A 22,017-nucleotide genomic window follows, 5' to 3' on the forward strand; every position below is an offset into this window, starting at 1 on the left:
TCTGGTCTGATTGAAACATGTGGGCGCGCTCCGCTGCAATGTGCGGCGCTTGAAGGCTAAGATTTCTTCCTACCTGTGTTCTTTGTCGGTTATAAAGGTTTACGTAGCGTCATTTGAAAGGTCGAGGGGTCTTGCGGCGGGGAATGAAGTCATTGTCGCGCACGGCATGGCTGAGGCTGGCTCGATGGACGATTTTCGGCACCCTCGGTTGCGTCCTTTTTTCCGTCGGCTTCACCTACATCGCATTCAAGGACGCTGCCGGCGAGCTGTTGCATCTCATATTGCTCGTCGCGGTCATACTTCCGATCCTGCTGGCAGGCCCGCTGTTCTTTTATCTCTCGCTCAAGCTGCGCGAACTGGCCATCGTCAACCATAAGCTGGCGATTGCTGCGTCCACCGACAGCATGACGGGGTGCCTGAACCGAGGCGCCTTCGCCGAGAAGGTGGAGCGATACTTTCACACCAGCCCGCCGAAAGGCTCAAAGCTGTCTCGGGGCGCCCTGCTGGTTGTGGATGCCGACCACTTCAAATCCATCAACGACCGTTTCGGCCACAGTGAAGGCGACGAGGCGCTGCAACTGATCGCGGCGGTCATCTCAGCCTGCGTGCGCGAGGGCGACGTGGTTGGACGGCTGGGCGGCGAGGAGTTCGGCATTTTCCTGCCGGGAGCCACCCCGGTCAACGCGGTCGATGTAGCGGAACGCATGCGTCGCGCGGTTGCCGACACACGCTTTACGCCAGGCGGTCACATGCATGCCCTGTCGATCTCAGTGGGCGGAGCCGTCTTCGATGCGCCATCCACCTTCGCCGAGCTGTATCGCATCGCCGATCGCTTCCTCTATGTGGCGAAGGAAGGCGGTCGCAACCGCGTCGAGCTGTCGCCATTGCCGCATGGAGGCGGGCTGGAACAGAGGCAAGGATATTTGCAGTAGCGCGGCCGCTTAGCGCGTCGGCACCGGGTGTTCGCCACGATAGTCGTAGAAGCCGCGCCCGGTCTTGCGGCCCAGCCAGCCGGCCTCGACATATTTCACCAGGAGCGGGCAGGGGCGGTATTTCGAATCCGACAGCCCGTCATGCAGCACCTGCATGATCGACAGGCAGGTGTCGAGGCCGATGAAGTCGGCGAGCTGCAGCGGCCCCATCGGATGGTTGGCGCCGAGCTTCATCGCCGTATCGATGGCTTCGACGGAGCCTACGCCTTCATACAGCGTGTAGATCGCCTCGTTGATCATCGGCAGAAGGATGCGGTTGACGATGAAGGCAGGGAAATCCTCCGAGACCGTGATGGTCTTGTCGAGCGCGCGGACATATTCCTTCGAGGCTTCGAAGGTCACGTCCTCGGTGGCGATGCCGCGTACCAGCTCCACCAGCTTCATCACCGGCACCGGGTTCATGAAGTGAATGCCGATGAAACGCTCGGGACGGTCGGTCTGCGATGCCAGACGGGTAATGGAGATCGACGAGGTGTTGGTCGCCAGAATGGCTTCAGGGTTCAATTGCGGGCAGAGCTGGGCGTAGATCTTGCGCTTGACGGTCTCGTCTTCGGTGGCGGCCTCTATGACGAGATCCGCACCCGCGAGGTCGGCCATGGCGTTGGCCGGAGCGATCAGGCTTATCGCCTTCTGGCGCACCGCATCGTCCAGCTTGCCGCCGGAAACCTGGCGCGCCATGTTGCCGCTGATCGTGGCTATGCCCTTTTCGATACGGTCCTGGGAAATATCATAGAGAAGGACGTTGAAGCCGGCGAGCGCTGAGACATGGGCAATGCCGCCGCCCATCTGACCGGCGCCAATGATGCCGACCGTTTTGATCTTTGCAGCCATTTTTCCACCCCGTCAGTGAATTTTGGTATTCTTATTGTGCAACGCACACTAAATGGCCGGGGTAGGTTTCGTCTACCCCGGCCATCAGCAAATCTAAGTTTTTGTTTCAGCGCCGTCAAAGCGCCTTTTCAAGCTCGGGCAGGATGGAGAAAAGGTCGCCGACGAGGCCGTAATCCGCGACCTGGAAGATCGGGGCTTCCTCGTCCTTGTTGATGGCGACGATGACCTTCGAGTCCTTCATGCCGGCGAGATGCTGGATAGCGCCCGAAATGCCGACCGCGATGTAGAGCTCGGGCGCGACCACCTTGCCGGTCTGGCCGACCTGCCAGTCGTTGGGCGCGTAGCCCGCATCGACCGCCGCGCGGGATGCGCCCACGGCGGCGCCAAGCTTGTCGGCGACGGGCAGGATGACCTCTTCGAACTTCTCGGCGGAACCCAAGGCACGGCCGCCCGAGATGATGATCTTCGCCGAGGTCAGTTCGGGGCGGTCGCTCTCAGACAGACGGTTCTCGACAAAGGTCGACAGGCCCGGGTTCTCGGCCGCGCCAATGCTCTCGACTGAAGCCGAGCCGCCTTCGCCCGCCGCCTGGAACGAGGCGGTGCGGACCGTGATCACCTTCTTGGCATCCGTCGACTGGACCGTCTGGATGGCGTTGCCGGCATAGATCGGACGCTTGAACGTGTCGGCGGAGACGACCTCGATGATCTCGGATATCTGCGCGACGTCGAGCAGCGCTGCAATGCGCGGTGCAACGTTCTTGCCCGCCGCGGTGGCCGGGGCAAGGATGGTGTCGTAGTCGGCTGCGAGCGAGACGACGAGCGCTGCCAGCGGCTCGGCGAGGCGCTGTTCGAGGTCGTCGCTTTCGGCCAGCAGCACCTTGCGGACACCGGAGAGTTTCGCAGCCGCATCGGCCGCGGCCTTTGCGCCCTTGCCGGCAACCAGCATGTCGACATCGCCGCCGATCTTGCTCGCAGCGGTGAGCGTCTTTGCGGTCTGGTCCGACAGGGTTGCGTTGTCGTGTTCGGCGATCAGAAGAATTGCCATTTTGTTTTGTTCCTTCTTTCCGTTCCGAACTCAGATCACGCCGGCGGATTTGAGGTTTGAGACCAGTTCGGCGACGTCCTTGACCTTGACGCCGGCCTTGCGGCCACCCGGCTCTTCGGTCTTCAAGACCTTCAGGCGCGGCGCGACATCGGCGCCGAAATCGGCCGGCGACTTCTCGTCCAGCGGCTTCTTCTTGGCCTTCATGATGTTGGGCAGCGAGGCATAGCGCGGCTGGTTCAGACGCAGGTCGGTGGTGACAATGGCCGGCAGCTTCAAGGATACCGTCTGCAGGCCGCCATCGACTTCGCGCGTGACCTTGGCGGTCTCGCCGTCGATCTCGACCTTGGAGGCGAAGGTGCCCTGTGCCCAGCCGAGCAGAGCAGCCAGCATCTGGCCGGTCTGGTTGCTGTCGTCGTCGATCGCCTGCTTGCCCAGGATCACAAGGCCTGGCTGTTCGGCGTCGACCACGCCCTTCAGCACCTTGGCGACGCCCAGCGGCTCGACCGGACCGTCGACCTTGACCAGGATTGCGCGGTCGGCACCCATGGCAAGCGCTGTGCGCAGCGTTTCCTGCGCTTGCTGCACGCCGATGGAGACCACGATGACTTCCTCGGCCTTGCCGGCTTCCTTCAGCCGCAAGGCTTCCTCGACGGCGATCTCGTCGAACGGGTTCATCGACATCTTCACATTCGCGAGCTCGACGCCCGAACCGTCCGACTTCACCCGGATCTTCACGTTGTAATCGACAACCCGCTTAACCGGGACCAAAATTTTCATGGAATGCAATCCTCTCCGACACATCAGGAAACCGCTCCTTAACATCGGGCAGGCCGGGAGATTTGCCAGGCCGCGACATCAGGACGGGAAAAACATCTATCCGCCTCGCCTCCGGTGGCGAGCACGGCTTCCGGAAGCGGGGCGGACCGTAGTTGCGCCCGACCGCACCGTCAATATATGCTGGCGCTTCAAATCGGTTGAAGCGGCACGCTTCCATAAAGTCGCCAGCCTAACACGCGTCGTCATCAGGCTTGCATCAACGCGTAGCCGCCGCGGGCACCACCGTCACCAGTCCCTTGTCGAAAAGCGGCACACCGCGTTTGCGCAAAAACACCACCAGTGTGGCGCCAGCTATGATCCCGCCGACATGAGCTGCCCAGGATATTTCCTCGTCGCCGGCAAAACCGAGCATGGCAAACTGCATAGCGATCCACAATGCGAGCACGAGCCATGCTGGCAGGCGCAGCGGTATGCGTGCAAAGGCCAGAACCCAAATTTTAACCCGCGGATGCAGGATGAGATAAGCGGCGACGATGCCGGCGATGGCGCCGGAGGCGCCGATCAGCGGCACCTGCGATTGAGGCGCGACAAGACCATGTACGAAGGCCCCGGCGGCTGCGCAGAGCAGATAGAAGATCAGAAAACGCACATGGCCCAACGCGTCCTCGACATTGTCGCCGAACACCCAGAGAAACAGCATGTTGCCGCCGAGATGAAGCAGGCTGCCATGCAGGAAGGCGTAGCTGATGTAGCTTAGATCTTCCGGGATCAACTGATATTGCGGAGGCAAATCGGCGAGATCATGCACCAATGCCGGAATGTAGCCGAGGCCAAGCACGGCCGCGGTCTGGACTTCCTCGGACGAGACATAGGTGAAAGCGTAGACAAGCACGTTGACGACGATCAGGCCGATCGTAACATATTGCTTGCGAATGTAGCGCAGGGCGTTGGCGTCGTGAAGCGGAATGAACATTGCGGGCTTCCGCTCCCCTCAAAGTGTCATTGTCAGCGGTTTTTGCCGGGAACCCATAGCACGTCGGCATTTCCGTTGTCATTGGCGATCCGGGCGGCGACGAACAGAAGGTCCGAAACGCGATTGATGTAGCGGATGCCCTCGCGGTTGACGTGTTCAGCCGGGTCTTGGGCCAGCGCGACCATCAGGCGCTCGGCGCGGCGTGCGACGGTGCGGGCGAGATGCAATGCTGCGGCGGCGGGCGAGCCGCCGTTGAGCACGAAGGATTTGAGCGGCTGAAGCCGCGCGTTGAGCGTGTCGATGTCGGTTTCCACCCGCTCGGTCTGGGAAGCGATGATGCGCAACGGCTCGTAGCCCAAATCCTTGCCAGTGTCGGGCGTGGACAGATCGGCGCCAAGGTCGAACATGTCGTTCTGGATGCGGTTCAGCATGGCGTCGAGTTCGGGGTGGGAGGTGCCGGTGTGGACGCGCGCCATGCCGATGCAGGCATTGGCCTCGTCGACCGTGCCGTAGGCCTCGACCCTGATGTCGGATTTCAGCCTGCGTTCGCCGGAGCCGAGACCGGTCGTTCCGTCGTCGCCGGTGCGGGTGTAAATCTTATTGAGCTTGACCATAGGCGCGTTCTCCCGTCAGCCGCCTTTGAAATAAAGCGCGGCCATGATCAGGCAGAGCGCAACGAATTGCAGCACCACGCGCGCCTGCATGAGCTTGTTGGAAGTGCTGCCCGAGCCGCCCTTCAAAAGGTTGATCAGGCCACGGATGAGCACGATTACCACGGCGACCATGAACAGAATGGCTAAGACGTTGAAGACTGTGGACATGGTCTTTTTTCCTAGTTGCCGCCACGGCGGGCGAGCAGACCGTAAAGCGTCGCAGCCGGCAGCAGGCGTTTCAGCGCCATCGCCACTTTCGCGGGTGTCGTCACCACATAGTGCGGCTTGGGGCGCTTGGACAATAAGGCGTGTCCGAGTGCCGCATAGACCGCCTCCGGGCCGAGCTTGAGACGGGACTGGGTGCCGCCGCTCGACAGGCGGGCGAGCTGGGTCTGGTAGGCGTCGCGGTGGACGGAGTTCTCGATGTCGATGTAGCGCCGGAACCAGGGCAGGCCGTTGCTGGCGATCTTGCTGCGGATCGGGCCGGGCTCGATCAGCGAAACGTGGATGCCGGTCCCAATCAACTCCTGGCGCAGACACAGCATCAGCGCTTCCAGTGCTGCCTTGGAGCCGGCATAGGCGCCGCGAAAGCGCGTCGGCGTCAGAGCCAGGATCGATGAGCAGCAGACGATGCGGCCGTGGCCTTGCGCCCGCATCACCGGAACGATGCGGCGGGTCAGTTCATGCCAGCCGAACACATTGGTCTCGAACTGGTCGCGCAGGGCCTGAACGGGCATGTCCTCGACCGCACCTACCTGGTTGTAGCCGCCATTGTTGTAGAGCGCGTCGAGCGTCCCGCCTGTGCGTTCGAGCACATCTGCGACAAGGGCGGCAATCGAATCATGGTCGGTATAGTCGAGATAGAGGGCCTCGATGCCATCGGCCTCCAGGCCTGCGATGTCCTCGGGCTTGCGCGCGGTGGCGAAAACGCGCCAGCCTTCCGCCTTCAGCGCCCTTGCAGCGTAGGCGCCGATGCCGGACGATGCGCCGGTGACGATGATTGTGCGCAACTCGGGCATCGGATAGGCCGTAGCTTCATTCTTGCTTGTCATATGTCGTTCTCCCTTCCCATATTCGCGGCGGGGAGACAATCGGACGGATTCGGAGACACGCGCATTATGCGGACCATTGTCGCCATCAAGCGTGTTCTCTACGACGCTCTCGGACATTTCAACGACGATGACGGATGGGCGATGGCCAGTCACCTGGCGATCACCGCACTTATGGCACTGTTCCCGTTCCTGATCTTCGCCACGACGCTCGCCAGTTTTCTCGGCGCCGACGCCTTTGCCGATACGGCCGTGCACATTATCTTCGACACCTGGCCGCAGCGCGTGGCCCAGCCCATCGCCGACGAAGTCGTCAGAGTCCTGACCGTGCGGCGCACCGACCTTCTCACCTATGGCGTGGTTCTCGCCGGTTTTTTCGCCTCCAACGGCATCGAAGCCGTGCGCGCCTCGCTCAACCGCGCCTACCGCGTCAGCGAAACAAGGTCGTTCTTCTACCGGCGCTTCCAGAGCATTTTCTTCGTGCTCATCGCCACCGCAGGCTTTTTGGTGATCTCGGTGTTTCTGGTCTTCGCGCCACTGCTCGCACGGGTGGCCGAGGCGAATTTCGAATGGATCACACCCTATATGGGCACCATCACCGTCTGGCGTTACACCATCGCCACGATGGTGATCATCTTGGGGCTGTTTTCAGTGCATATCTGGCTGCCTTCGGGCCGGCGTCCTCTGATCAGCCTGGTGCCGGGCATCGTCTTTACCCTGGCGGCATGGCTGATCGGGTCCAACATCTTTGCGCGCTACATTGACGGTTTCGCCAATTACGTGACGACCTATGCGGGCCTCGCCTCGATCATGATCGCCATCGTGTTCCTCTATATTTTGTCGGCGATCTTCATCCTGGGCGGGGAGCTCAACGCTGCGATCCTGCGCTATCGCGAAGCGCGCGCCCGCGTGCCGAACTGAACCGTGGCAAGACCGACGCCGAAGGTGGCGAGCGCCATGCCGGCGACCTGAAGGGCAGTCAAGGTTTCATCGAACAACGCCCAGGCGATGACCGCCGTCACCGCCGGCACGAGATAGAACAGCGACGCGACCTTCGACGCCGACCCGCGCCGGATCAGCCGCATGAGCAGGAAGGTGGCGCCGATAGACAGCACCAGCACCAGCCAGGCGAGCGCGAAGATCAGTTCGCCATTGACGGTGACCTCGCGCGTCTCGAACGCAAAGGCGCCCGCCGTCGTCAGCACCAGCGCGCCGAAATATTGCCAGAAGGCGCCAGTCACCATGTCGCCGCCGGTGGCGAAGCGCTTCTGCCAGATCGTGCCCGCGCAGATCGATGCCAGCGACACCGAGCAGGCAAGCAGCGTCTGCGGCGTGACGCCGGCGTTGGAGATGCCGAGCTTAGGCCAAAGCACCAGGACAACGCCTGCAAGGCCCGCTGCCAGCCCGACCCAGTGGCGCGGCAGGATGGTCTCGCGCAAAAGCACTCCGGCGAGGATCGCGGTCAGCAGCGGCTGCAGGCCCGCCACCAATGCCGCGATGCCCGCTGGCATGCCGTGACGGATCGCCCAGAAAACGGTGCCGAGATAAAGCCCGTGCATCAGCATGCCGACGACCACGGCATGTCCGGTGGCCCTGGGCGACAGGCGGCGCGCACCGAGCACCAGCATCAGGGCGCCAAGGATGAGGAGCGCGATGCCGAAACGCAGCGCCAGGAAGGTCAAGGGTTCCGCCCACGGCATGGCATAACGTGCCCCGATGAAGCCAGTGGCCCAAAGAAGCACGAAGGAAGGGGCGACGAGCCGCTCTGCGAAGGTCATGACGATTATCCGGGCTTGCCGCACGCAACCGCCGGCCCATTCGCTCTAATGCGGAACGGTGCGGCACGCAAAACGAAACGGTTGATCCATGAAATGCATTAGGCTGAACGCGCTGCGCCTTAGGCGGGCGGTTGGTAGCGGCATCTGGAGGGTTGCCAACACCTTCCAACGCGTAGAAGCCGCTTAGCTAAAACCCAGCATGCCGCGGATATCGGCCGGCGTTTTGCCAAGGCCGCGCAGCGCTGCAAGGCCGGTATCGCGAAGGCTCTTCGACAGCTTTCGGCCTTCCGCGTCGAGGATCAGGCGATGGTGGAAATAGGTCGGCTGCGGCAAGCCGAGCAACTCCTGCAAAAGCCGGTGGATCGACGTCGCGTAAAACAGATCGCGCCCGCGTACCACATGGGTGATGCCTTGCAGGGCATCATCGACCACGACCGAGAGATGATAGCTCGTCGGCACGTCCTTGCGCGCGATGATGACGTCGCCCCAGGCCTGCGGCGCTGCGGTTTCGTGCTGGGATGCCGCCATTCTCTCGTCCGTCCATTCGGTCCAGTCGAGCGATCTCCCCACCGTATCGCATGCCTTGTCGACATCCAGACGCCAGGCGAAGGGTTCCCCGGCCGCGATACGCCGGCTGCGTTCGGCGTGGCTCAGGACACGCTCCATGGGCGGATGCAACGGCGCGCCGTCGGGATCGCGCGGCCATGGTTTGCCGGCGGCTTCCTGCTCAGCGATGGCAGCGCGAACCGCGCCCCGGCTGAGAAACGAAGGGTATACGAGATCGTCTGCGATCAGCCTGTCGAGCATCGCGCGATAGTCGTCGAAATGCTTCGACTGACGCCGCGCCGGCCGTTCGAACGTTACGCCGAGCCAGGCGAGGTCGCGATGGATGCCTGCCTCGAAGTCCGGCGTGCAGCGTGTCGCGTCGATGTCTTCGATGCGCAGCAAAAGCCGTCCGCCAGTCCGTTCGGCCATGCCGGCATTGACCAGCGCCGAAAAGGCATGGCCGAGATGCAGTTCGCCATTGGGGCTGGGCGCGAAGCGGAAGACGGGCCTGGTCATGGCCAAGAACGCACTGCCGGCAGGTTTCGGACGGTTAAGGACATGGGCGATTGCTACTGTGCCAGGCCGTATGCTTCAAGAGAGCCCATGCAACGCATTCGCAATCTCGACGACATCGCCCTCGGTCTCGATGCCCTGTGTGTGGCCGATCCAAGGCTCGCGCATATCCGCGCCCATGCCGGCGAGGTGCCGCTCAGACTGTCCGAACCCGGCTTTGCCAACCTCGCCTCGATCATCGTCTCGCAGCAGGTTTCGACCGCAAGCGCCCGCGCCATTTTCGGGCGGCTGACGAGCTTGCTCGACCCGCTGACGCCGGAAGCGCTGCTTGCCGCCGACGAAGACATCTTCCGCCAGGCCGGCCTGTCGCGACCCAAGCAGAAGGCGCTTTTGGCCGCCGCGCGCGCCGGCGCCGAAGGTCTCGACTTTCACGGCCTGTGCGTGCTCGACGCCGACGAGGCGATCGGCCGTCTGGTGGCGGTGCCTGGCATCGGGCGGTGGACGGCGGAGGTCTACCTGCTGTTTGCCGCCGGCCATCCCGACATTTTTCCGGCGCGCGACGTGGCGCTGCAAAGTGCCGTCGGCCATGCGCTCGGCGTCGATCCGCGACCGGGAGAGAAGGAACTGATTCGGCTTGCCGAATCATGGTCGCCATGGCGGGGCGTCGCCGCGCGGCTCTTTTGGGCTTATTACCGCACCATGAAGGGGCGAGACGGCGCCCCGCCGGTGCCTGTCGCCGAAAAAAGCTGAGAAACCAGCGAAATTTGGCCTTACCTGTGGCCTACATACCGCTTCACATCCCTGTCATGTCGGGCTTACAGTATCCGCACCTGAAAGTTCATAGCCGATAAGGAGTGAGCGTAGTGACGGTAGCGGTGTCTCCCAATGGGCTTCCCGCGCTTGTGCTGAATGCGGACTACCGTCCGCTCAGCTATTACCCGCTGTCGCTCTGGTCCTGGCAGGACGCGATCAAGGCGATCTTTCTCGAACGCGTCAACATCGTTGCCGAATACGATCACGCGGTTTCCTCGCCGACATTTTCCATGCGCCTGCCCAGCGTGGTCAGCCTGAAGAACTATGTAAAGCCGTCGCGCTACCCCGCCTTCACGCGCTTCAATGTGTTTTTGCGGGACCGTTTCGAGTGCCAGTATTGCGGGACGCATGAGGACCTGACCTTCGACCATGTCATTCCCCGCCATGCCGGCGGCGCGACGACCTGGGAGAACGTGGTGGCGGCCTGCTCGCCCTGCAATCTCAAGAAGGGCGGCATGATGCCGGCTCATGCCAAGATGTGGCCGCTGCAGAAACCGTTCCAGCCGACCGTGCACGATCTGCACAACAATGGCCGCCTCTTCCCGCCCAACCATCTGCATGAGAGCTGGATGGATTATCTGTACTGGGATGTGGAACTGGAGCCGTAGCATTCCGATGAGCCCGGCCTGCAAATAGCCGTGTTCTTCCGATGCTCACGTACTGAAGTAGGCTCCGCTTCGGTTCTCGAACACAACCATTCTCGGCTCGGCCTGATCGGGATGCAGGCCGGTGCTCTATCAATGTTAAGAACGTGTCGCGGCGCCGCGATAGGCGACCACCGCGAGAAACAGGCTGGCGACCGCGTTCCAGCCGGCGAAGGACAGACCCAGCACGCGCAATGCGGCCTTGTCGCAGCTTGGCGGCACGAAGGTGTTGAGCGCGTCGAGCACGCCCTTGCCACCGGTATCGACGGAGTCGACGGCGCCGCAATCTGTCGGGCCGGCCCACCAGGCCCACTCGACACCGGCATGCTTGACGCCGAGATAGAGGCTGTAGGTCATCAGCAATCCCCCGATCAGAAGCAGTCCGCGCGTTACCCAGAGCGGCCACCGCAGGGCGGCTGAAATCGCTGCGAGGACCATGATCGGCACGCCAACGTAATAGGGCGTGCGCTGCTCGTAGCAGAGCTTGCAGGGTATATAGCCGCCAATGTGCTGGAAGCCGAGCGCAGTGCCAACGACAGCCGCCATGGCGACGGCAAGGAACAGCGCCGTCGCGAGATGGCGGCGGTGCGGGGTAGGGGCGGAGGCGATGGTCATGAGGGCAGTCCGTTGCAGTCTTCAGTGCAGATATTTGACGAGCACATAAAGCAGAATGAGGGCCGCCGCACCTGCCGCGGCGATCAAACCGAGCCTCTTCTCGATAAAGTTACGGATCGGCTCGCCATAGCGGCGGAGCAGCCAGGCCAGCAGGAAGAACCGCGCGCCGCGTGCCACGATTGCCGACAGGATGAAGAGATGCAGCGGAAAGCCGACAACGCCCGACAGGATGGTCACGACCTTGATCGGGGGGAGATGGGCAAGACCGGAGGTGATCAGCATCAGAAGGATGAAGCCGACGCCAGTGTTGAGCCTCAACTGCTCGAATGTATCGAACTTGCCGTAGAATTCCAGCACTGGGACGGCGATGGCCTGGTAGGCAAAGTGGCCGATGGCCCAGCCCAGAATGCCGCCCAGCACCGACGCGATGGTGGCAATCAGCGCGTAGCGATAGGCCTTGTCCGGACGGGCGATCGCCATGGGCACGTAGAGGACATCCGCCGGCACCAGAAAGACCGAGCTTTCGACGAAGGCGATGATGGCAAGCCACCATTCGGCCGATTTTCGGGCTGCGAGCGACAGTGTCCAGTCATAGAGTCCGCGAAGCATGCATTTCCCTTTTGGGCCGGTCGCTCGTGGGCTCTGTTTAGTGAAACTTGCCGCACTGCACAATGGCGCCGCGCCGGTCATTCAGGCAAATTTGCCTGGAAGCGGACGTTCACGCTCGTTTTGACGAACGGCAGCAACGCGCCCCTCAGCACGAACCCGCTTTCGCGGGAGGAGCGCCTTGCCCTGAGATGGCGTAATATTTCGTAGCTTTGAGCAGGTTGCGGCGGGCGAGCCGACCGTGGAGCTCCCTTCACGAGAGGAACTCGCTATCGCCGCAAGCTGCCAGATGTACTCAGCGTTAAAGGAGCGGGGCGACTGCTCGAAGCCACACCCGGCCTGAAGTACAAGGCCGCGCTCGGCGTTGCCTTCGGCGCGGGCCTGCGTGTGTCCGAGATCGCGGGCCAATATGTCTCGAGGTGACGGTGCGGAGAACGGCACGTGCAAGCTCCATATCGTGGAGTGCCAGGAGCACCATTCAAAACGGCTGGCTATCTGACCGACGGGTTGTGTAGGACTGCAGCTTTGAAATAGGCCTCGCGCAAGTCCCGCCGAAGTACTTTTCCGTATGCATTCTTCGGCAGCTCCGGGAGGAAAAGGACGTGCTTCGGCTTCTTGAAGGAGGCGAGGTTTGACTTGCAGTGGGTAAGCACTGCGTCTGCATCCAGCAACGCGTCGTCCGCCACCACGGCGACGGCGACGCTCTCGCCCCACTCGTCGTCGGGAACGCCGAAGGCGATGACCTCGCGCACGCCCGGATGGGCGGCGATCGCGTCCTCGATCTCTTTGGGATAGATGTTGGTGCCGCCCGAAATGATTGTGTCATGGCGTCGGTCGAGCACGCGCAGGCGTCCGGCGCCATCAAAACGGCCGATATCCCCGGTATGTAGCCAGCCGCCACGCAGCGCCTTGGAAGTTGCTTCGGGATTACGCCAGTAGCCCTGCATGACGACATCGCCGCGCACGCAGATCTCGCCGTCTTCGCCGGGGCGAACGTTGCGGTCGTCCTCATTGACGAGCCGCACCTCGACGCCGGCGCGGACATAGCCGGCCGACAGCAGCGTATCGTCGTCAGCATCGCGATGCAGTTCGCCCGGCAGGTAGGAAATCGTCATCGGTGCCTCTCCCTGCCCGTAGAGCTGGTGGAAGATCGGGCCGAAGCGGGCGACGGCCGCGCGGATATGTTCGAGATGGATCGTTGCCCCGCCATAGACGACGCCGCGCAGGCTGCCAATGTCGGTACGCGGAGCAGCCTCCAGGAAGCGCACGATCATCGTTGGCGCGACGAAAGGAATGACCGATACGGACAGGGCCGCAACCGTGTCCAGTACTTCGTCCGGTCGAAAGCCCGGGCGGTCATATATGATGTTTTCCGCGCCACGCGCCAGCGATGGCAGCAGATAGATGCCGCTACCATGGGACAGCGGCGCGACATGCAGCACGCGGTCGGTCTCGACAAATGGAAAGATGTCGGCAAGGCAATTCACCGTCGAGGCAACCAGGTTGCGGTGCGAAAGTACTGCGCCCTTGGGCTTGCCGGTGGTGCCGGACGTGTAGAATATCCATGCCGGATCGTCGGGCTCCACATCGGCAGGCGGTAGGGGCCTCTCCACTGGGGAGGGCAGCGAAAGGTCCTCGATGGCGACAATGCGCGGTGCCACGCCAGCCGGTAGCACAGCGCGGATGTCCGCGACATATTCGGCATGCGTGACGACCAGTTTGGGCTCGGCATCTCCAGCGATCCACGCCACTTCGCGCGGATGGAGCTTGGCGTTGACTGGCACCACAACCAGCCCCGCGCGCATCGGCGCCATCAGGAGAACGGGGAAGGCGAAGCCGTTGCGCAGGAAAAGCAGCACCCTGTCGCCTCGCATGCAACCGTTTTCGGCGAACCAGTCCCCAAGTGCGGCGCAGACGCCGTCGAATGCGTGATAGGAAAGCCGGCTTTCGCCCCAACGGACCGCGGTTGCCTCGGCCCGACGACGCACTGCATCGGCCAGCATGGCATAGACATTCATGGCAGAGCCTTTCCAGCAAGCATGCGAGGTCGCAGCCTCCCCAAATCCTGCGGGGAGACTGCCATAGGATAGCGGGCCTACTGGCCGCGCACGAGCACGCGGTTGCGCAGGATGCCGATCCCCTCGACCTCCAGTTCGACCACGTCGCCATGCTTGAGGAACTTCATGTGCTCGAGCCCGCAGCCATTGCCGACGGTACCAGAGCCGAAGAACTCGCCCGGATAAAGAGTCTCAGAGCGCGAAACATGGGCGATCAGGTCCTCGAACTTCCAGTGCATCGTGGAGGTGTTGCCGCGGCCCCACTCTTCGCCGTTGACACGGCAGATCATGGTCAGATTGTAAGGGTCGGTCATCTCGTCGGCGGTGACGAGGCAAGGGCCCATGGCATTGCCATAATCGAAGTCCTTGCCCTTGGCTGGGCCGAGCTGCCCGCCCATCTCCTGCGTCTGCGCGTCGCGCGCCGAGAAGTCGTTGAAGATAGTGTAGCCGTAAATGTAGTCGCGCGCCTTGTCGCGGGCGATGTCGACGCCCTTCTTGCGGACGAAAAAGCCGAACTCCAGCTCGAAATCCATCAGCTTGGAGTAGCTCGGCCATGGCACATCCACATCGGTGCCGATCACCGAGAAACGGTTGGCCTTATAGTAGATCGGCTGGTCGTAGAAGGTCTGAGGGACGGCGAAGACGCCCTTCTCCTCGAACTCGCGCATCGCTGCTTGCGGGTCTGGGGTTGCATTCGCGCGCACCTGACGGACGGCGGCAAAGGACTGCTTGAGATGGGTCTCGAAGCAGAGGCAGTCCCGCATCTGGATCGGCATCGGCACGGGAGCGAGCAGGCGAACGCCAGCACGCTGGATGGCGTCGGCGGTCGCCTTCTTCACCGTCTCATAGGCGCGGTCGAGGGCCGCGTCGCCACCTTCGATCATCGCCTGCACAGATGAAAAAGGGGCGTAATCTTCACCAAACGTCTTTGCATGCGCGTCTGCGAGATCGACGATGGCAGCATCGTCGTTGACCAGCGCTCCGGCCCGCTGGGCTCCCTGCCTGTCATAGGTTACGAGCTTCATCTTTGTCCTCCCGTTAAGTTTTGCGGCGTCACACGCCAATCATTCGTTCGGGCTCGATGGCGAAACGCGAGCATGAAGCAGCGCAGCTGTCATGATGGCGACCAGATGGTTCGCCGTCGCCATCTCGTCCTCCGGGTCGCAGCGTCCGCCGGAAAGCCGGCTGATGCGTCCCATGTCGGCCATCGTGAACACCATGACGCCCAGCATCGCTTGGTAGCCCCAATTAATCTCCTCAATCGAGCGGTCGGGCATCGCTCGATGCAGGGCATCCATGACCTTGTAGGCAACCGGGTCGAGATAGTCCTCGATCACCTTGCGGTCGAGGGACTTTGGGTCCGACACTTCTCGTGCCAGGATGCGCGCATAGCTCGAGCTCCTTTCAGCACTGCGCATGTGCAGGTTGGGCACCAGGACCGCCTTGACGATCATCTCGACCTTTCGCTGGCGGTCGGGCTCCATCTCGGCCAGCCGCAAGCCGGCGAGTCGCTGATCGACGATCATCGGCGCGCGCATGTCGAAAATCGCGCGATAGAGGCCTTCCTTGCTGCCGAAATGATAGTTGATGAGGGCGACCGGGACTTCGGCGCGCAACGCGATCTGGCGCACGGAAACGCCGTCGAATCCGTGATCGCCGAACTCGGCCTCGGCTGCTTCCAGAATGCGCGCCCGGGTGTGGGCGGCATTTCTCTGGGTTGGCTCCACAGAGATAACAACGTGTTCCTGCTGATTTTTTTTGGGTCTGCTCATGTCGGTCACCATCCCTCGTGGCAGCGCAAAGGCAGCCTGCGAATGACTGAATTGAACGATATATCAAAACTATTGTCAATGTGTTCAAATGCGGCTAGCGTCCTCTTATCGGTACGGGGTGAGGAGTGTCCCCGGACACGACCAGGGAGGAAATCAATGTATCGCAAGGCTATCTGTGGCGGCTTGGCCGCCATTACGTTCGGCTTCTGCTCCAGTTCGGCATTCGCTCGGCAGACCATCCGTCTCACAGTCGCCACCGGCCATCCGGAGGTGTTCTTGTGGGTGAAGCACCTGAAGGAGACCTTCATACCGGCTGTCGATGCAGAGCTGGCCAAGACGGGCGAAGTGGAGATCGAGTGGACGCAGGGATACGGCGGCACCATCGTCAAGCTCGGCTCTGAAACAGAAGCATTCCAGAGCGGCATCATCGATGTCGGCCAGATGAGCGGCGTGTTCAACCCGGCAACGATGGGCCTGCTCAACATGACTTACGCCATGCCGTTCGGCCCGGCCGATGCGCGCGGCGTGACGGCGGCGGTAGAAAAGGCGCTGGCAGACACCGAAGGTGCGCTGGCCGGTCTGGAGGAAGCGACCGACGTGATCTACATCGGCGGCGGCATCGCCATCGACGACTACAACATCGCTTCGGTCAAGCCCCTCAAGACAATCGCCGACATGGATGGCGTCAAGTTCGGGGGATCCGGCCCCAACCTCGGCTGGCTGGCAGGCACCGGCGCAGTGGGCGTCCAAGGCAGCTACGTAACATTTTACAATGACATCAAGACCGGTGTTTACGAGGGCAATATCGGCTGGGTTACCGCCAATGTGCCGGCCAAGCTTCAGGAGGTTGCGCCCTACTGGAACGACGTGAACTTCGGGGCGATGTATATCGGCGGCCTCGGCGTCTCCAAGGTGGTCTGGGACACGTTCTCCGACGAGACCAAAGCTGCGTTCCGCACTGCAGCGACCGCCTATACCAGCGCCTATTTCGACGAACAGGAAGCCAACTACGAGGCGGCACGAAAGAAGCTTGGCGAAACCGGCGGCACGATCGTGGAATTCGAGAGGGCCGAGCGGTCCAAATGGATTGCTGCGCTGCCGAACCCGACCACGGCATGGATGGCGGCGGCAGACGCGCGAGGCGAACCGGCAAGAGCGGTGCTGGAAGCCTACCGCGACAACCTCGCCGCCACGGGCTTCACTTTCGAGCGTGACTATCTGGCGGAGTGATCCGCCAACCTCGTCCGCGCCGCAAAGACGCGGACGCCCACTGCTCCCCGATTTAGACCGGAGGCTCTCATGGCTGACGAAGCCGCAATTCCGCGTGACGACGCGCCACCCCCTCACGTACCCAGCGGTCCGTTCGCACGCATCATCGGCGCCATGAACGCGGTCGGCACGCTTTGGATCATCGGCCTGATGGTTCTCATCAACGCTGACATCATTGGCCGCAGCTTCGTCAACCGCCCGATCGCGGGCGTTGCCGAACTGGTCACCTTCTCGATCGTCGGCATCGTCTTCCTGCAACTCGCACACACGCTGCGCTCCGGCTCGATGACCCGCTCGGATGTGCTTTTGAACCTGCTTGAGCGCCGCGCGCCGCGTGTGCGCTTCATGGTGCTGGCGCTGTTCCACTTGATCGGCGGGCTTCTCTTGGCCTTGGTCGCCTGGAAATACGCGCCGAGCCTGGCTGCTGCCTGGCAGCATCCGGAGCGCAACTTTATGGGCAATCCCGGCTTCTTCACCGTTCCGCAATGGCCGCTCTACGCTTTGGTGCTTCTTGGCATCATCGCAACGGCGATCCAGTTCCTGCTGCTCGCCTGGAGCGACGTACACGCGGCACGGAGGCTCAGCCGATGAGCGGCGTAGAGATTGCATTCCTGTCCATCGGCGTCATGCTGCTGCTGATCTACTCCGGCATGCATGTTGCCATCGCGCTGATCCTGCTGTCCTTCGGCGGCGTCTGGCTTCTGCGCGGCAATTTCGACATCGCTTCCAACATGCTGGTGCTGGCATTCAAGGACGCCATCGCCGACTACATCTTCGGGGTCGTGCCGCTCTTCGTGTTGATGGGCCTGCTGGTGGCAGTTGCCGGCATTGGCCGCGACACGTTCGAGGTTGCGGCACAGGTCTTCCGCAGGGTCGTCGGCGGGCTCGGTATCGCCACCGTCGCGGCCAATGCGGTGTTCGCGGCGATCACCGGCATCTCCATCGCCTCGGCGGCCGTGTTCACAAAGGTTGCCGTGCCCGAAATGATGCGCCACGGCTACACGCCGCGCTTCTCCGTGGGTGTCGTTGCCGGTTCGTCGGTCCTGGGAATGCTGCTGCCGCCGAGCCTTTTGTTCATTCTCTACGGCGTGCTCACCGAGCAGTCCGTCGGCTCGCTATTCATCGCCGGCATCATCCCCGGTACTCTCCTAGCGCTGATCTACTGCGTGGGCATCCTTGCCATGGGGCGATTCTGGCCATCCTTCGTTGGCGGTCGCCAGATTGCGACGTCGGAGCCGGTGCGCGAGATGGGCGCTGCGGAGATGGCGGGAAAGCTCGCGCCGATCGTCGTCCTTGTCGCGCTGGTGCTCGGCGGCATCTATGGGGGCTTCTTCACACCAACCGAGGCAGGCGCGGCGGGCGCGCTTGGCGCGCTTCTGATCTCTCTGGTCAAGCGCAGGCTGTCGTTGACGAGCTTCTGGCAGGTGTTGGTGCAGACTGGGCATACAACGTCTTCCATCTGCTTCCTAATCGTCGGCGCCAGCCTCTATTCGCGCATGCTGGCGATGTCGGGCATGCCCGGCTGGCTCGGGTCGTGGGTGGTCGAATCGGGACTGGGCGTCACGGGCATCATCGTCGCGCTGCTTCTGGTGGTGATTCTGCTCGGAACGATCCTCGACTCTGCCTCGATCATGCTGCTGACACTGCCGATCGCCATCCCCATCCTGATGGGAATGCAGGTCGATCTGATCTGGCTTGGCGTTCTGATGGTCATCGCCGTGGAGATCGGGCTTCTGACGCCGCCCTTCGGCATCGCCGTATTCGTGGTCAAGGCCACGATGGGACCCGACAGCAAGGTAACCCTCAACGAGATTTTCGCCGGCGCGGCGCCTTTTGCAGGAATGATGATGCTGGTGCTCGTTCTGGTCTTCCTCTTCCCGTGGCTTGCCACGGCGCTCATCTGAAAAAAGGAGAAATCCGATGGCTAAATGGCAATTCACCAAGGGCATGCACGACCTCGGCAACGGCTGCTATGCCTATATTATGCCCGACGGAAGCTGGGGCTGGTCGAATGCCGGCCTGATCGTAGACGGCGACGCGACGCTCATGGTCGACACGCTGTTCGACCTGAAGCTGACGGCGGAGATGCTTTCGACCTACCGCGCCTCCATCCCCGCAGCGAAGGATATCGGCATCCTCGTCAACACCCATGCCGACGGCGACCATACCTTCGGCAACCAGCTTGTCGAGGGCGCACGCATCATCGGCACCCAAGGGACGGTCGACGACTTCGCGCGCTTCGATCCCACGGTGGTGCAGAAGATCGTCACCAATGCGGAAGAGTATGGCAGCGCTGGCGTGTTCATGCGCGAATGCTTTCGGCCCTTCGACTTTTCGGGCATTGAACTCACCCCGCCGACGGAGACCTTTTCCGGCACGATGGACATCATGGTTGGGGGCAAGAAGGTCCAACTCATCGAGGTCGGCCCGGCGCACTCGCTGGGCGACGCGCTGATCTACGTGCCGGACGACAAGGTCATCTATACGGGCGACATCCTCTTCACCGGCGGCACGCCGATTGCATGGTATGGCCCGGTCCAGCGTTGGATCGACGTTTGCGACATGGTGATGGGCATGGATGTCGAGACCATCGTCGCCGGCCACGGTCCCATCTCCACCAAGGACGACGTGCGCGAGATGCGCGACTATCTCCAATATGTTTCCGATGCAGCGCGGCCGCTCTGGGAAGACGGGCTCGACTATCTCGCGGCAGCCTACAAGGTCGATCTCGGGCCTTATCGCGACCGCAACGACGCCGAGCGCGTGGTCGTCACGCTCCAGACACTCTTCGACGATTTCGGCAATGCACCGGTCAGGCCGACGCGCGCACCAATTCCTTACTTCGCCGAGATGAAAAGCTTCCGGCACAATCTCGGCCGAGGACCCGTCCACGAGGCCTACTGCAAGGCATGCGGCCTGAAGCACGACGCATACTGATCAACCACAATCTGAACGAAGACGAATGCAGTTCGATTGGTGTCTTTGAAGGGATTTAATCGTGTTGACGCTTTACCACGCCCCCATTTCAACTTGCAGCCAGAAGGTGCGTCTTGTCATCGCCGAAAAAGGGCTCCATTGGGAGGGCAAGGAATTGAACTTTGGCAGGGGCGAGCATCTCACCCCCGAATATCTGAAACTAAACCCCAATGGCGTTGTCCCGACACTTGTCCATGATGGGGCTCCCATCATCGAGAGCAGCGTCATCACGGAATACCTTGACGAGGTATTTCCGGACAATCCGGTGCGGCCGAAAGATCTCCGGCAACTTGCGCACATGCGAGCCTGGCGCCAATATATCGACGAAGTTCCGACGCCCTCGATCCGTCCTATTTCCTTTAACACGTTCTTCGTGCCGATATGGTCACGGATGACCGAGACGGAATTTTGGGACTATACGGAGCGTCTGCCACTTCGCAAACACTTCTACAGAAAGATGGGTCGCAACGGCTTTTCGAGCCAGGAAATCGGCGAATCGCTTGATCGCCTGTCCCAAGCATTGGGAAGGATGGAGGCTGCACTCGAACATGGGCTTTTCATCGCCGGAGATCAGTATTCGATCGCTGACGTCAATATGACCCCAACGGTCGTCCGCTTGGAGGACTGTGGCCGTACGGACCTTTGGGATCGTCTACCCCGGGTGGCCGCCTGGTACGAACGAATTCAGGCGCGTCCCAATTTCAATGTGGCCTACATGCCGGGTTCTCGAGACCTGGGCGCGCACATCTGACCGGAGGCTCAAGGGCCTATCGAGCGGCTGCACTTCGGTTGGTCGATAGCTATCCGGAGTGTCCGGTAACGGTCCCCACAGCTGCCCGGATCGTTTTCCAATTCATTGCGGTCGGAACCCAGCGAAGTGTGCCCGATGGCTTTTTGCCCGACCGCTTTTGGACGGCGGAGTTTGGGAAGCGGCCATGCAGATGGCGCCGACTGTCACGGCAACGCCGCCACCATCTCGGCTGAAGGAGACGGCCACCGCGCTTCTTAAAATTGGACGCTGTCCATTGGATGATCGGGCTTCGTCGTTACGCCGCCAGCCTATGCGGGAAGGATCGGGTGAGGCGCTCATCAACAGTCGTCGCGACCCTAGGCTGCGATCTGGCTCTTGCCAAAGCTGTCCCGAACATCCTTTGCCGGTGAGGCTCCAAACAACCGGCCGTATTCTCGCGTGAACTGGGGAACGCTTTCGTAGCCAACAGCATATGCCGCGTTGCTGGCCAGTATGCCCTCGGACATCATCATCCGCCGAGCCTCGATCAGACGCAGTTGCTTCTGGAATTGGAGTGGAGACAGCGATGTAACGATGCGGAAGTGATGGTGGAACGATGAAAGGCTCATGCCTGCGACTTCGGCCAATTTTTCCACCGTCAGCGCCTCCGAGTAGGCTGCTCTGATCAGCGCGACGGCCCGCCCGATGCGGTCTGCATGGCTGTCGGTGACCCCGAGCGCACGGATGCCTGCACCGTGGCGACCTGTCAGCAGCCAGTAGTGCATTTCACGAATCAGCTGGTTTTGCAGAACCGGGATCGAAGCCGGACGATCGAGCAGTTGCATCAAACGCAGTGCTGTGTCAGCAACCTCCGCTTCGGTTGGATCGACGCGAATGGAAGCACCCGTCTCGGCATGGGCAATGCCGATTTCCACCACGAGGGACCGCGTCACCGCCGGGTCGATGTCGAGGACGAGCGAGTAGTATGGCACTCCGCCACTGGCTCGCGTGATCTGGCTGACATTCGGAACGTCGGCAGCAATCAGCAAGGAATCGCCAGCTCCGAAATCGAAGCTCCTGTTCCCCACCGTAACACGTTTGGTTCCCTGAAGAACGAGCGCCACCAGTGGCTTCGAAATCGCATATTGAAGCTCACTCGGAGCCGTCGCACGCATAGCGAAAAGGCCCGGGAACGGCGTGCGGGCAACGCCGAATTTGTCGGCATTGCCATCTGCGAAGCGGCGGACGCAATCCAGCAGAGCGCTGTTCATCGCTATTCACTCCGATTAACAAAACACCGGCATTTAAAGACGGGGCGGCCTTTCACGCAAGTCACTTGGTGGATCAGGCAAGGATTCTGAGTCCCACGACAACGCCG

The 22,017-nt window shown here is 61.9% G+C and carries 24 protein-coding genes; 9 read left to right on the plus strand and 15 right to left on the minus strand.

Annotation, left to right across the window (positions count from 1 at the left end):
• Positions 1 to 143 precede the first annotated feature (143 nt).
• Positions 144 to 932, plus strand: a complete 789-nt coding sequence (locus ICI42_RS21875) for a GGDEF domain-containing protein (RefSeq protein ID WP_188166730.1) — start codon at positions 144 to 146, stop codon at positions 930 to 932.
• A gap of 9 nt (positions 933 to 941) precedes the next feature.
• On the opposite strand, the gene ICI42_RS21880 is transcribed toward ICI42_RS21875, so the two are convergent.
• The 7 genes from ICI42_RS21880 to ICI42_RS21910 form a co-directional block, all read right to left on the minus strand.
• A complete protein-coding gene (locus ICI42_RS21880; protein ID WP_188166731.1) occupies positions 942 to 1,823 on the minus strand; it encodes a 3-hydroxybutyryl-CoA dehydrogenase in 882 nt (293 codons plus the stop codon).
• Positions 1,824 to 1,938: 115 nt separating this feature from the next.
• Positions 1,939 to 2,868, minus strand: a complete 930-nt coding sequence (locus ICI42_RS21885; protein ID WP_188166732.1) for an electron transfer flavoprotein subunit alpha/FixB family protein — start codon at positions 2,866 to 2,868, stop codon at positions 1,939 to 1,941.
• A 30-nt stretch (positions 2,869 to 2,898) separates the two neighbouring features.
• On the minus strand, positions 2,899 to 3,645 hold the full coding sequence (locus ICI42_RS21890; protein WP_188166733.1) for an electron transfer flavoprotein subunit beta/FixA family protein: 747 nt from the start codon (positions 3,643 to 3,645) through the stop codon (positions 2,899 to 2,901).
• Positions 3,646 to 3,901: 256 nt separating this feature from the next.
• On the minus strand, positions 3,902 to 4,618 hold the full coding sequence (locus ICI42_RS21895) for a rhomboid family intramembrane serine protease (RefSeq protein WP_188166734.1): 717 nt from the start codon (positions 4,616 to 4,618) through the stop codon (positions 3,902 to 3,904).
• 32 nt (positions 4,619 to 4,650) lie between these two features.
• Entirely contained in the window at positions 4,651 to 5,232 is a 582-nt protein-coding gene (locus tag ICI42_RS21900) for a cob(I)yrinic acid a,c-diamide adenosyltransferase (RefSeq protein ID WP_188166735.1), read from the minus strand.
• A 15-nt stretch (positions 5,233 to 5,247) separates the two neighbouring features.
• Positions 5,248 to 5,439, minus strand: a complete 192-nt coding sequence (locus ICI42_RS21905) for a twin transmembrane helix small protein (RefSeq protein ID WP_188166736.1) — start codon at positions 5,437 to 5,439, stop codon at positions 5,248 to 5,250.
• 11 nt (positions 5,440 to 5,450) lie between these two features.
• Entirely contained in the window at positions 5,451 to 6,323 is an 873-nt protein-coding gene (locus ICI42_RS21910) for an SDR family oxidoreductase (protein WP_407945194.1), read from the minus strand.
• A 66-nt stretch (positions 6,324 to 6,389) separates the two neighbouring features.
• Here ICI42_RS21910 and ICI42_RS21915 point away from each other — a divergent pair, with 66 nt between their 5' ends.
• Positions 6,390 to 7,241: a YihY/virulence factor BrkB family protein gene (locus tag ICI42_RS21915; protein WP_188166737.1), complete on the plus strand. Its 852-nt coding sequence runs from the start codon at positions 6,390 to 6,392 to the stop codon at positions 7,239 to 7,241.
• Here the strand turns inward: ICI42_RS21915 and ICI42_RS21920 are convergent.
• Entirely contained in the window at positions 7,208 to 8,098 is an 891-nt protein-coding gene (locus tag ICI42_RS21920) for a DMT family transporter (RefSeq protein ID WP_188166738.1), read from the minus strand. The two genes, ICI42_RS21915 and ICI42_RS21920, sit on opposite strands and share 34 nt — an antisense overlap.
• Positions 8,099 to 8,281: 183 nt before the next feature.
• Positions 8,282 to 9,160: a tRNA glutamyl-Q(34) synthetase GluQRS gene (gene gluQRS / locus ICI42_RS21925; protein WP_188166764.1), complete on the minus strand. Its 879-nt coding sequence runs from the start codon at positions 9,158 to 9,160 to the stop codon at positions 8,282 to 8,284.
• Positions 9,161 to 9,247: 87 nt separating this feature from the next.
• Between gluQRS and ICI42_RS21930 the strand changes: the two genes are divergently transcribed.
• The gene (locus tag ICI42_RS21930; protein ID WP_188166739.1) at positions 9,248 to 9,907 is read left to right on the plus strand and encodes a DNA-3-methyladenine glycosylase family protein; all 660 of its coding nucleotides are present in this window, start codon (positions 9,248 to 9,250) and stop codon (positions 9,905 to 9,907) included.
• A gap of 113 nt (positions 9,908 to 10,020) precedes the next feature.
• Positions 10,021 to 10,578 carry an HNH endonuclease gene (locus tag ICI42_RS21935; protein ID WP_188166740.1) on the plus strand — a complete coding sequence of 186 codons (558 nt, stop codon included), beginning with the start codon at positions 10,021 to 10,023 and terminating at the stop codon, positions 10,576 to 10,578.
• A 135-nt stretch (positions 10,579 to 10,713) separates the two neighbouring features.
• Here the strand turns inward: ICI42_RS21935 and ICI42_RS21940 are convergent, their stop codons facing one another.
• From ICI42_RS21940 to ICI42_RS21960, 5 genes are all read right to left on the minus strand, one after another.
• A complete protein-coding gene (locus ICI42_RS21940) occupies positions 10,714 to 11,229 on the minus strand; it encodes a disulfide bond formation protein B (protein ID WP_188166741.1) in 516 nt (171 codons plus the stop codon).
• A 21-nt stretch (positions 11,230 to 11,250) separates the two neighbouring features.
• A complete protein-coding gene (locus ICI42_RS21945) occupies positions 11,251 to 11,838 on the minus strand; it encodes a YqaA family protein (protein ID WP_188166742.1) in 588 nt (195 codons plus the stop codon).
• 488 nt (positions 11,839 to 12,326) lie between these two features.
• On the minus strand, positions 12,327 to 13,853 hold the full coding sequence (locus tag ICI42_RS21950) for an AMP-binding protein (RefSeq protein WP_188166743.1): 1,527 nt from the start codon (positions 13,851 to 13,853) through the stop codon (positions 12,327 to 12,329).
• A 77-nt stretch (positions 13,854 to 13,930) separates the two neighbouring features.
• Positions 13,931 to 14,917 carry a fumarylacetoacetate hydrolase family protein gene (locus tag ICI42_RS21955; protein WP_188166744.1) on the minus strand — a complete coding sequence of 329 codons (987 nt, stop codon included), beginning with the start codon at positions 14,915 to 14,917 and terminating at the stop codon, positions 13,931 to 13,933.
• Between the two features lie 39 nt (positions 14,918 to 14,956).
• Complete coding sequence (locus tag ICI42_RS21960) at positions 14,957 to 15,664, minus strand: TetR/AcrR family transcriptional regulator (RefSeq protein ID WP_188166745.1); 708 nt, start codon at positions 15,662 to 15,664, stop codon at positions 14,957 to 14,959.
• A gap of 156 nt (positions 15,665 to 15,820) precedes the next feature.
• Here ICI42_RS21960 and ICI42_RS21965 point away from each other — a divergent pair, with 156 nt between their 5' ends.
• From ICI42_RS21965 to ICI42_RS21985, 5 genes are all read left to right on the plus strand, one after another.
• Entirely contained in the window at positions 15,821 to 16,894 is a 1,074-nt protein-coding gene (locus tag ICI42_RS21965; RefSeq protein WP_188166746.1) for a C4-dicarboxylate TRAP transporter substrate-binding protein, read from the plus strand.
• Between the two features lie 69 nt (positions 16,895 to 16,963).
• The gene (locus ICI42_RS21970) at positions 16,964 to 17,524 is read left to right on the plus strand and encodes a TRAP transporter small permease subunit (RefSeq protein ID WP_188166747.1); all 561 of its coding nucleotides are present in this window, start codon (positions 16,964 to 16,966) and stop codon (positions 17,522 to 17,524) included.
• Positions 17,521 to 18,837, plus strand: coding sequence for a TRAP transporter large permease (locus tag ICI42_RS21975; RefSeq protein WP_188166748.1), 1,317 nt, complete (start codon positions 17,521 to 17,523; stop codon positions 18,835 to 18,837). Before ICI42_RS21970 ends, ICI42_RS21975 begins: the two co-directional genes overlap by 4 nt.
• Before the next feature lie 16 nt (positions 18,838 to 18,853).
• A complete protein-coding gene (locus ICI42_RS21980) occupies positions 18,854 to 19,870 on the plus strand; it encodes an MBL fold metallo-hydrolase (RefSeq protein WP_188166749.1) in 1,017 nt (338 codons plus the stop codon).
• Positions 19,871 to 19,931: 61 nt separating this feature from the next.
• Positions 19,932 to 20,660: a glutathione S-transferase family protein gene (locus ICI42_RS21985; protein ID WP_210317451.1), complete on the plus strand. Its 729-nt coding sequence runs from the start codon at positions 19,932 to 19,934 to the stop codon at positions 20,658 to 20,660.
• A 356-nt stretch (positions 20,661 to 21,016) separates the two neighbouring features.
• Here ICI42_RS21985 and ICI42_RS21990 read toward each other — a convergent pair whose 3' ends face one another.
• Positions 21,017 to 21,910: an AraC family transcriptional regulator gene (locus ICI42_RS21990; protein ID WP_188166750.1), complete on the minus strand. Its 894-nt coding sequence runs from the start codon at positions 21,908 to 21,910 to the stop codon at positions 21,017 to 21,019.
• Positions 21,911 to 22,017: the final 107 nt, after the last annotated feature.

The sequence above is a fragment of the Oryzicola mucosus genome (assembly GCF_014534685.1).
In the GTDB taxonomy this organism is placed as follows: Bacteria; Pseudomonadota; Alphaproteobacteria; order Rhizobiales; family Rhizobiaceae; genus Oryzicola; species Oryzicola mucosus.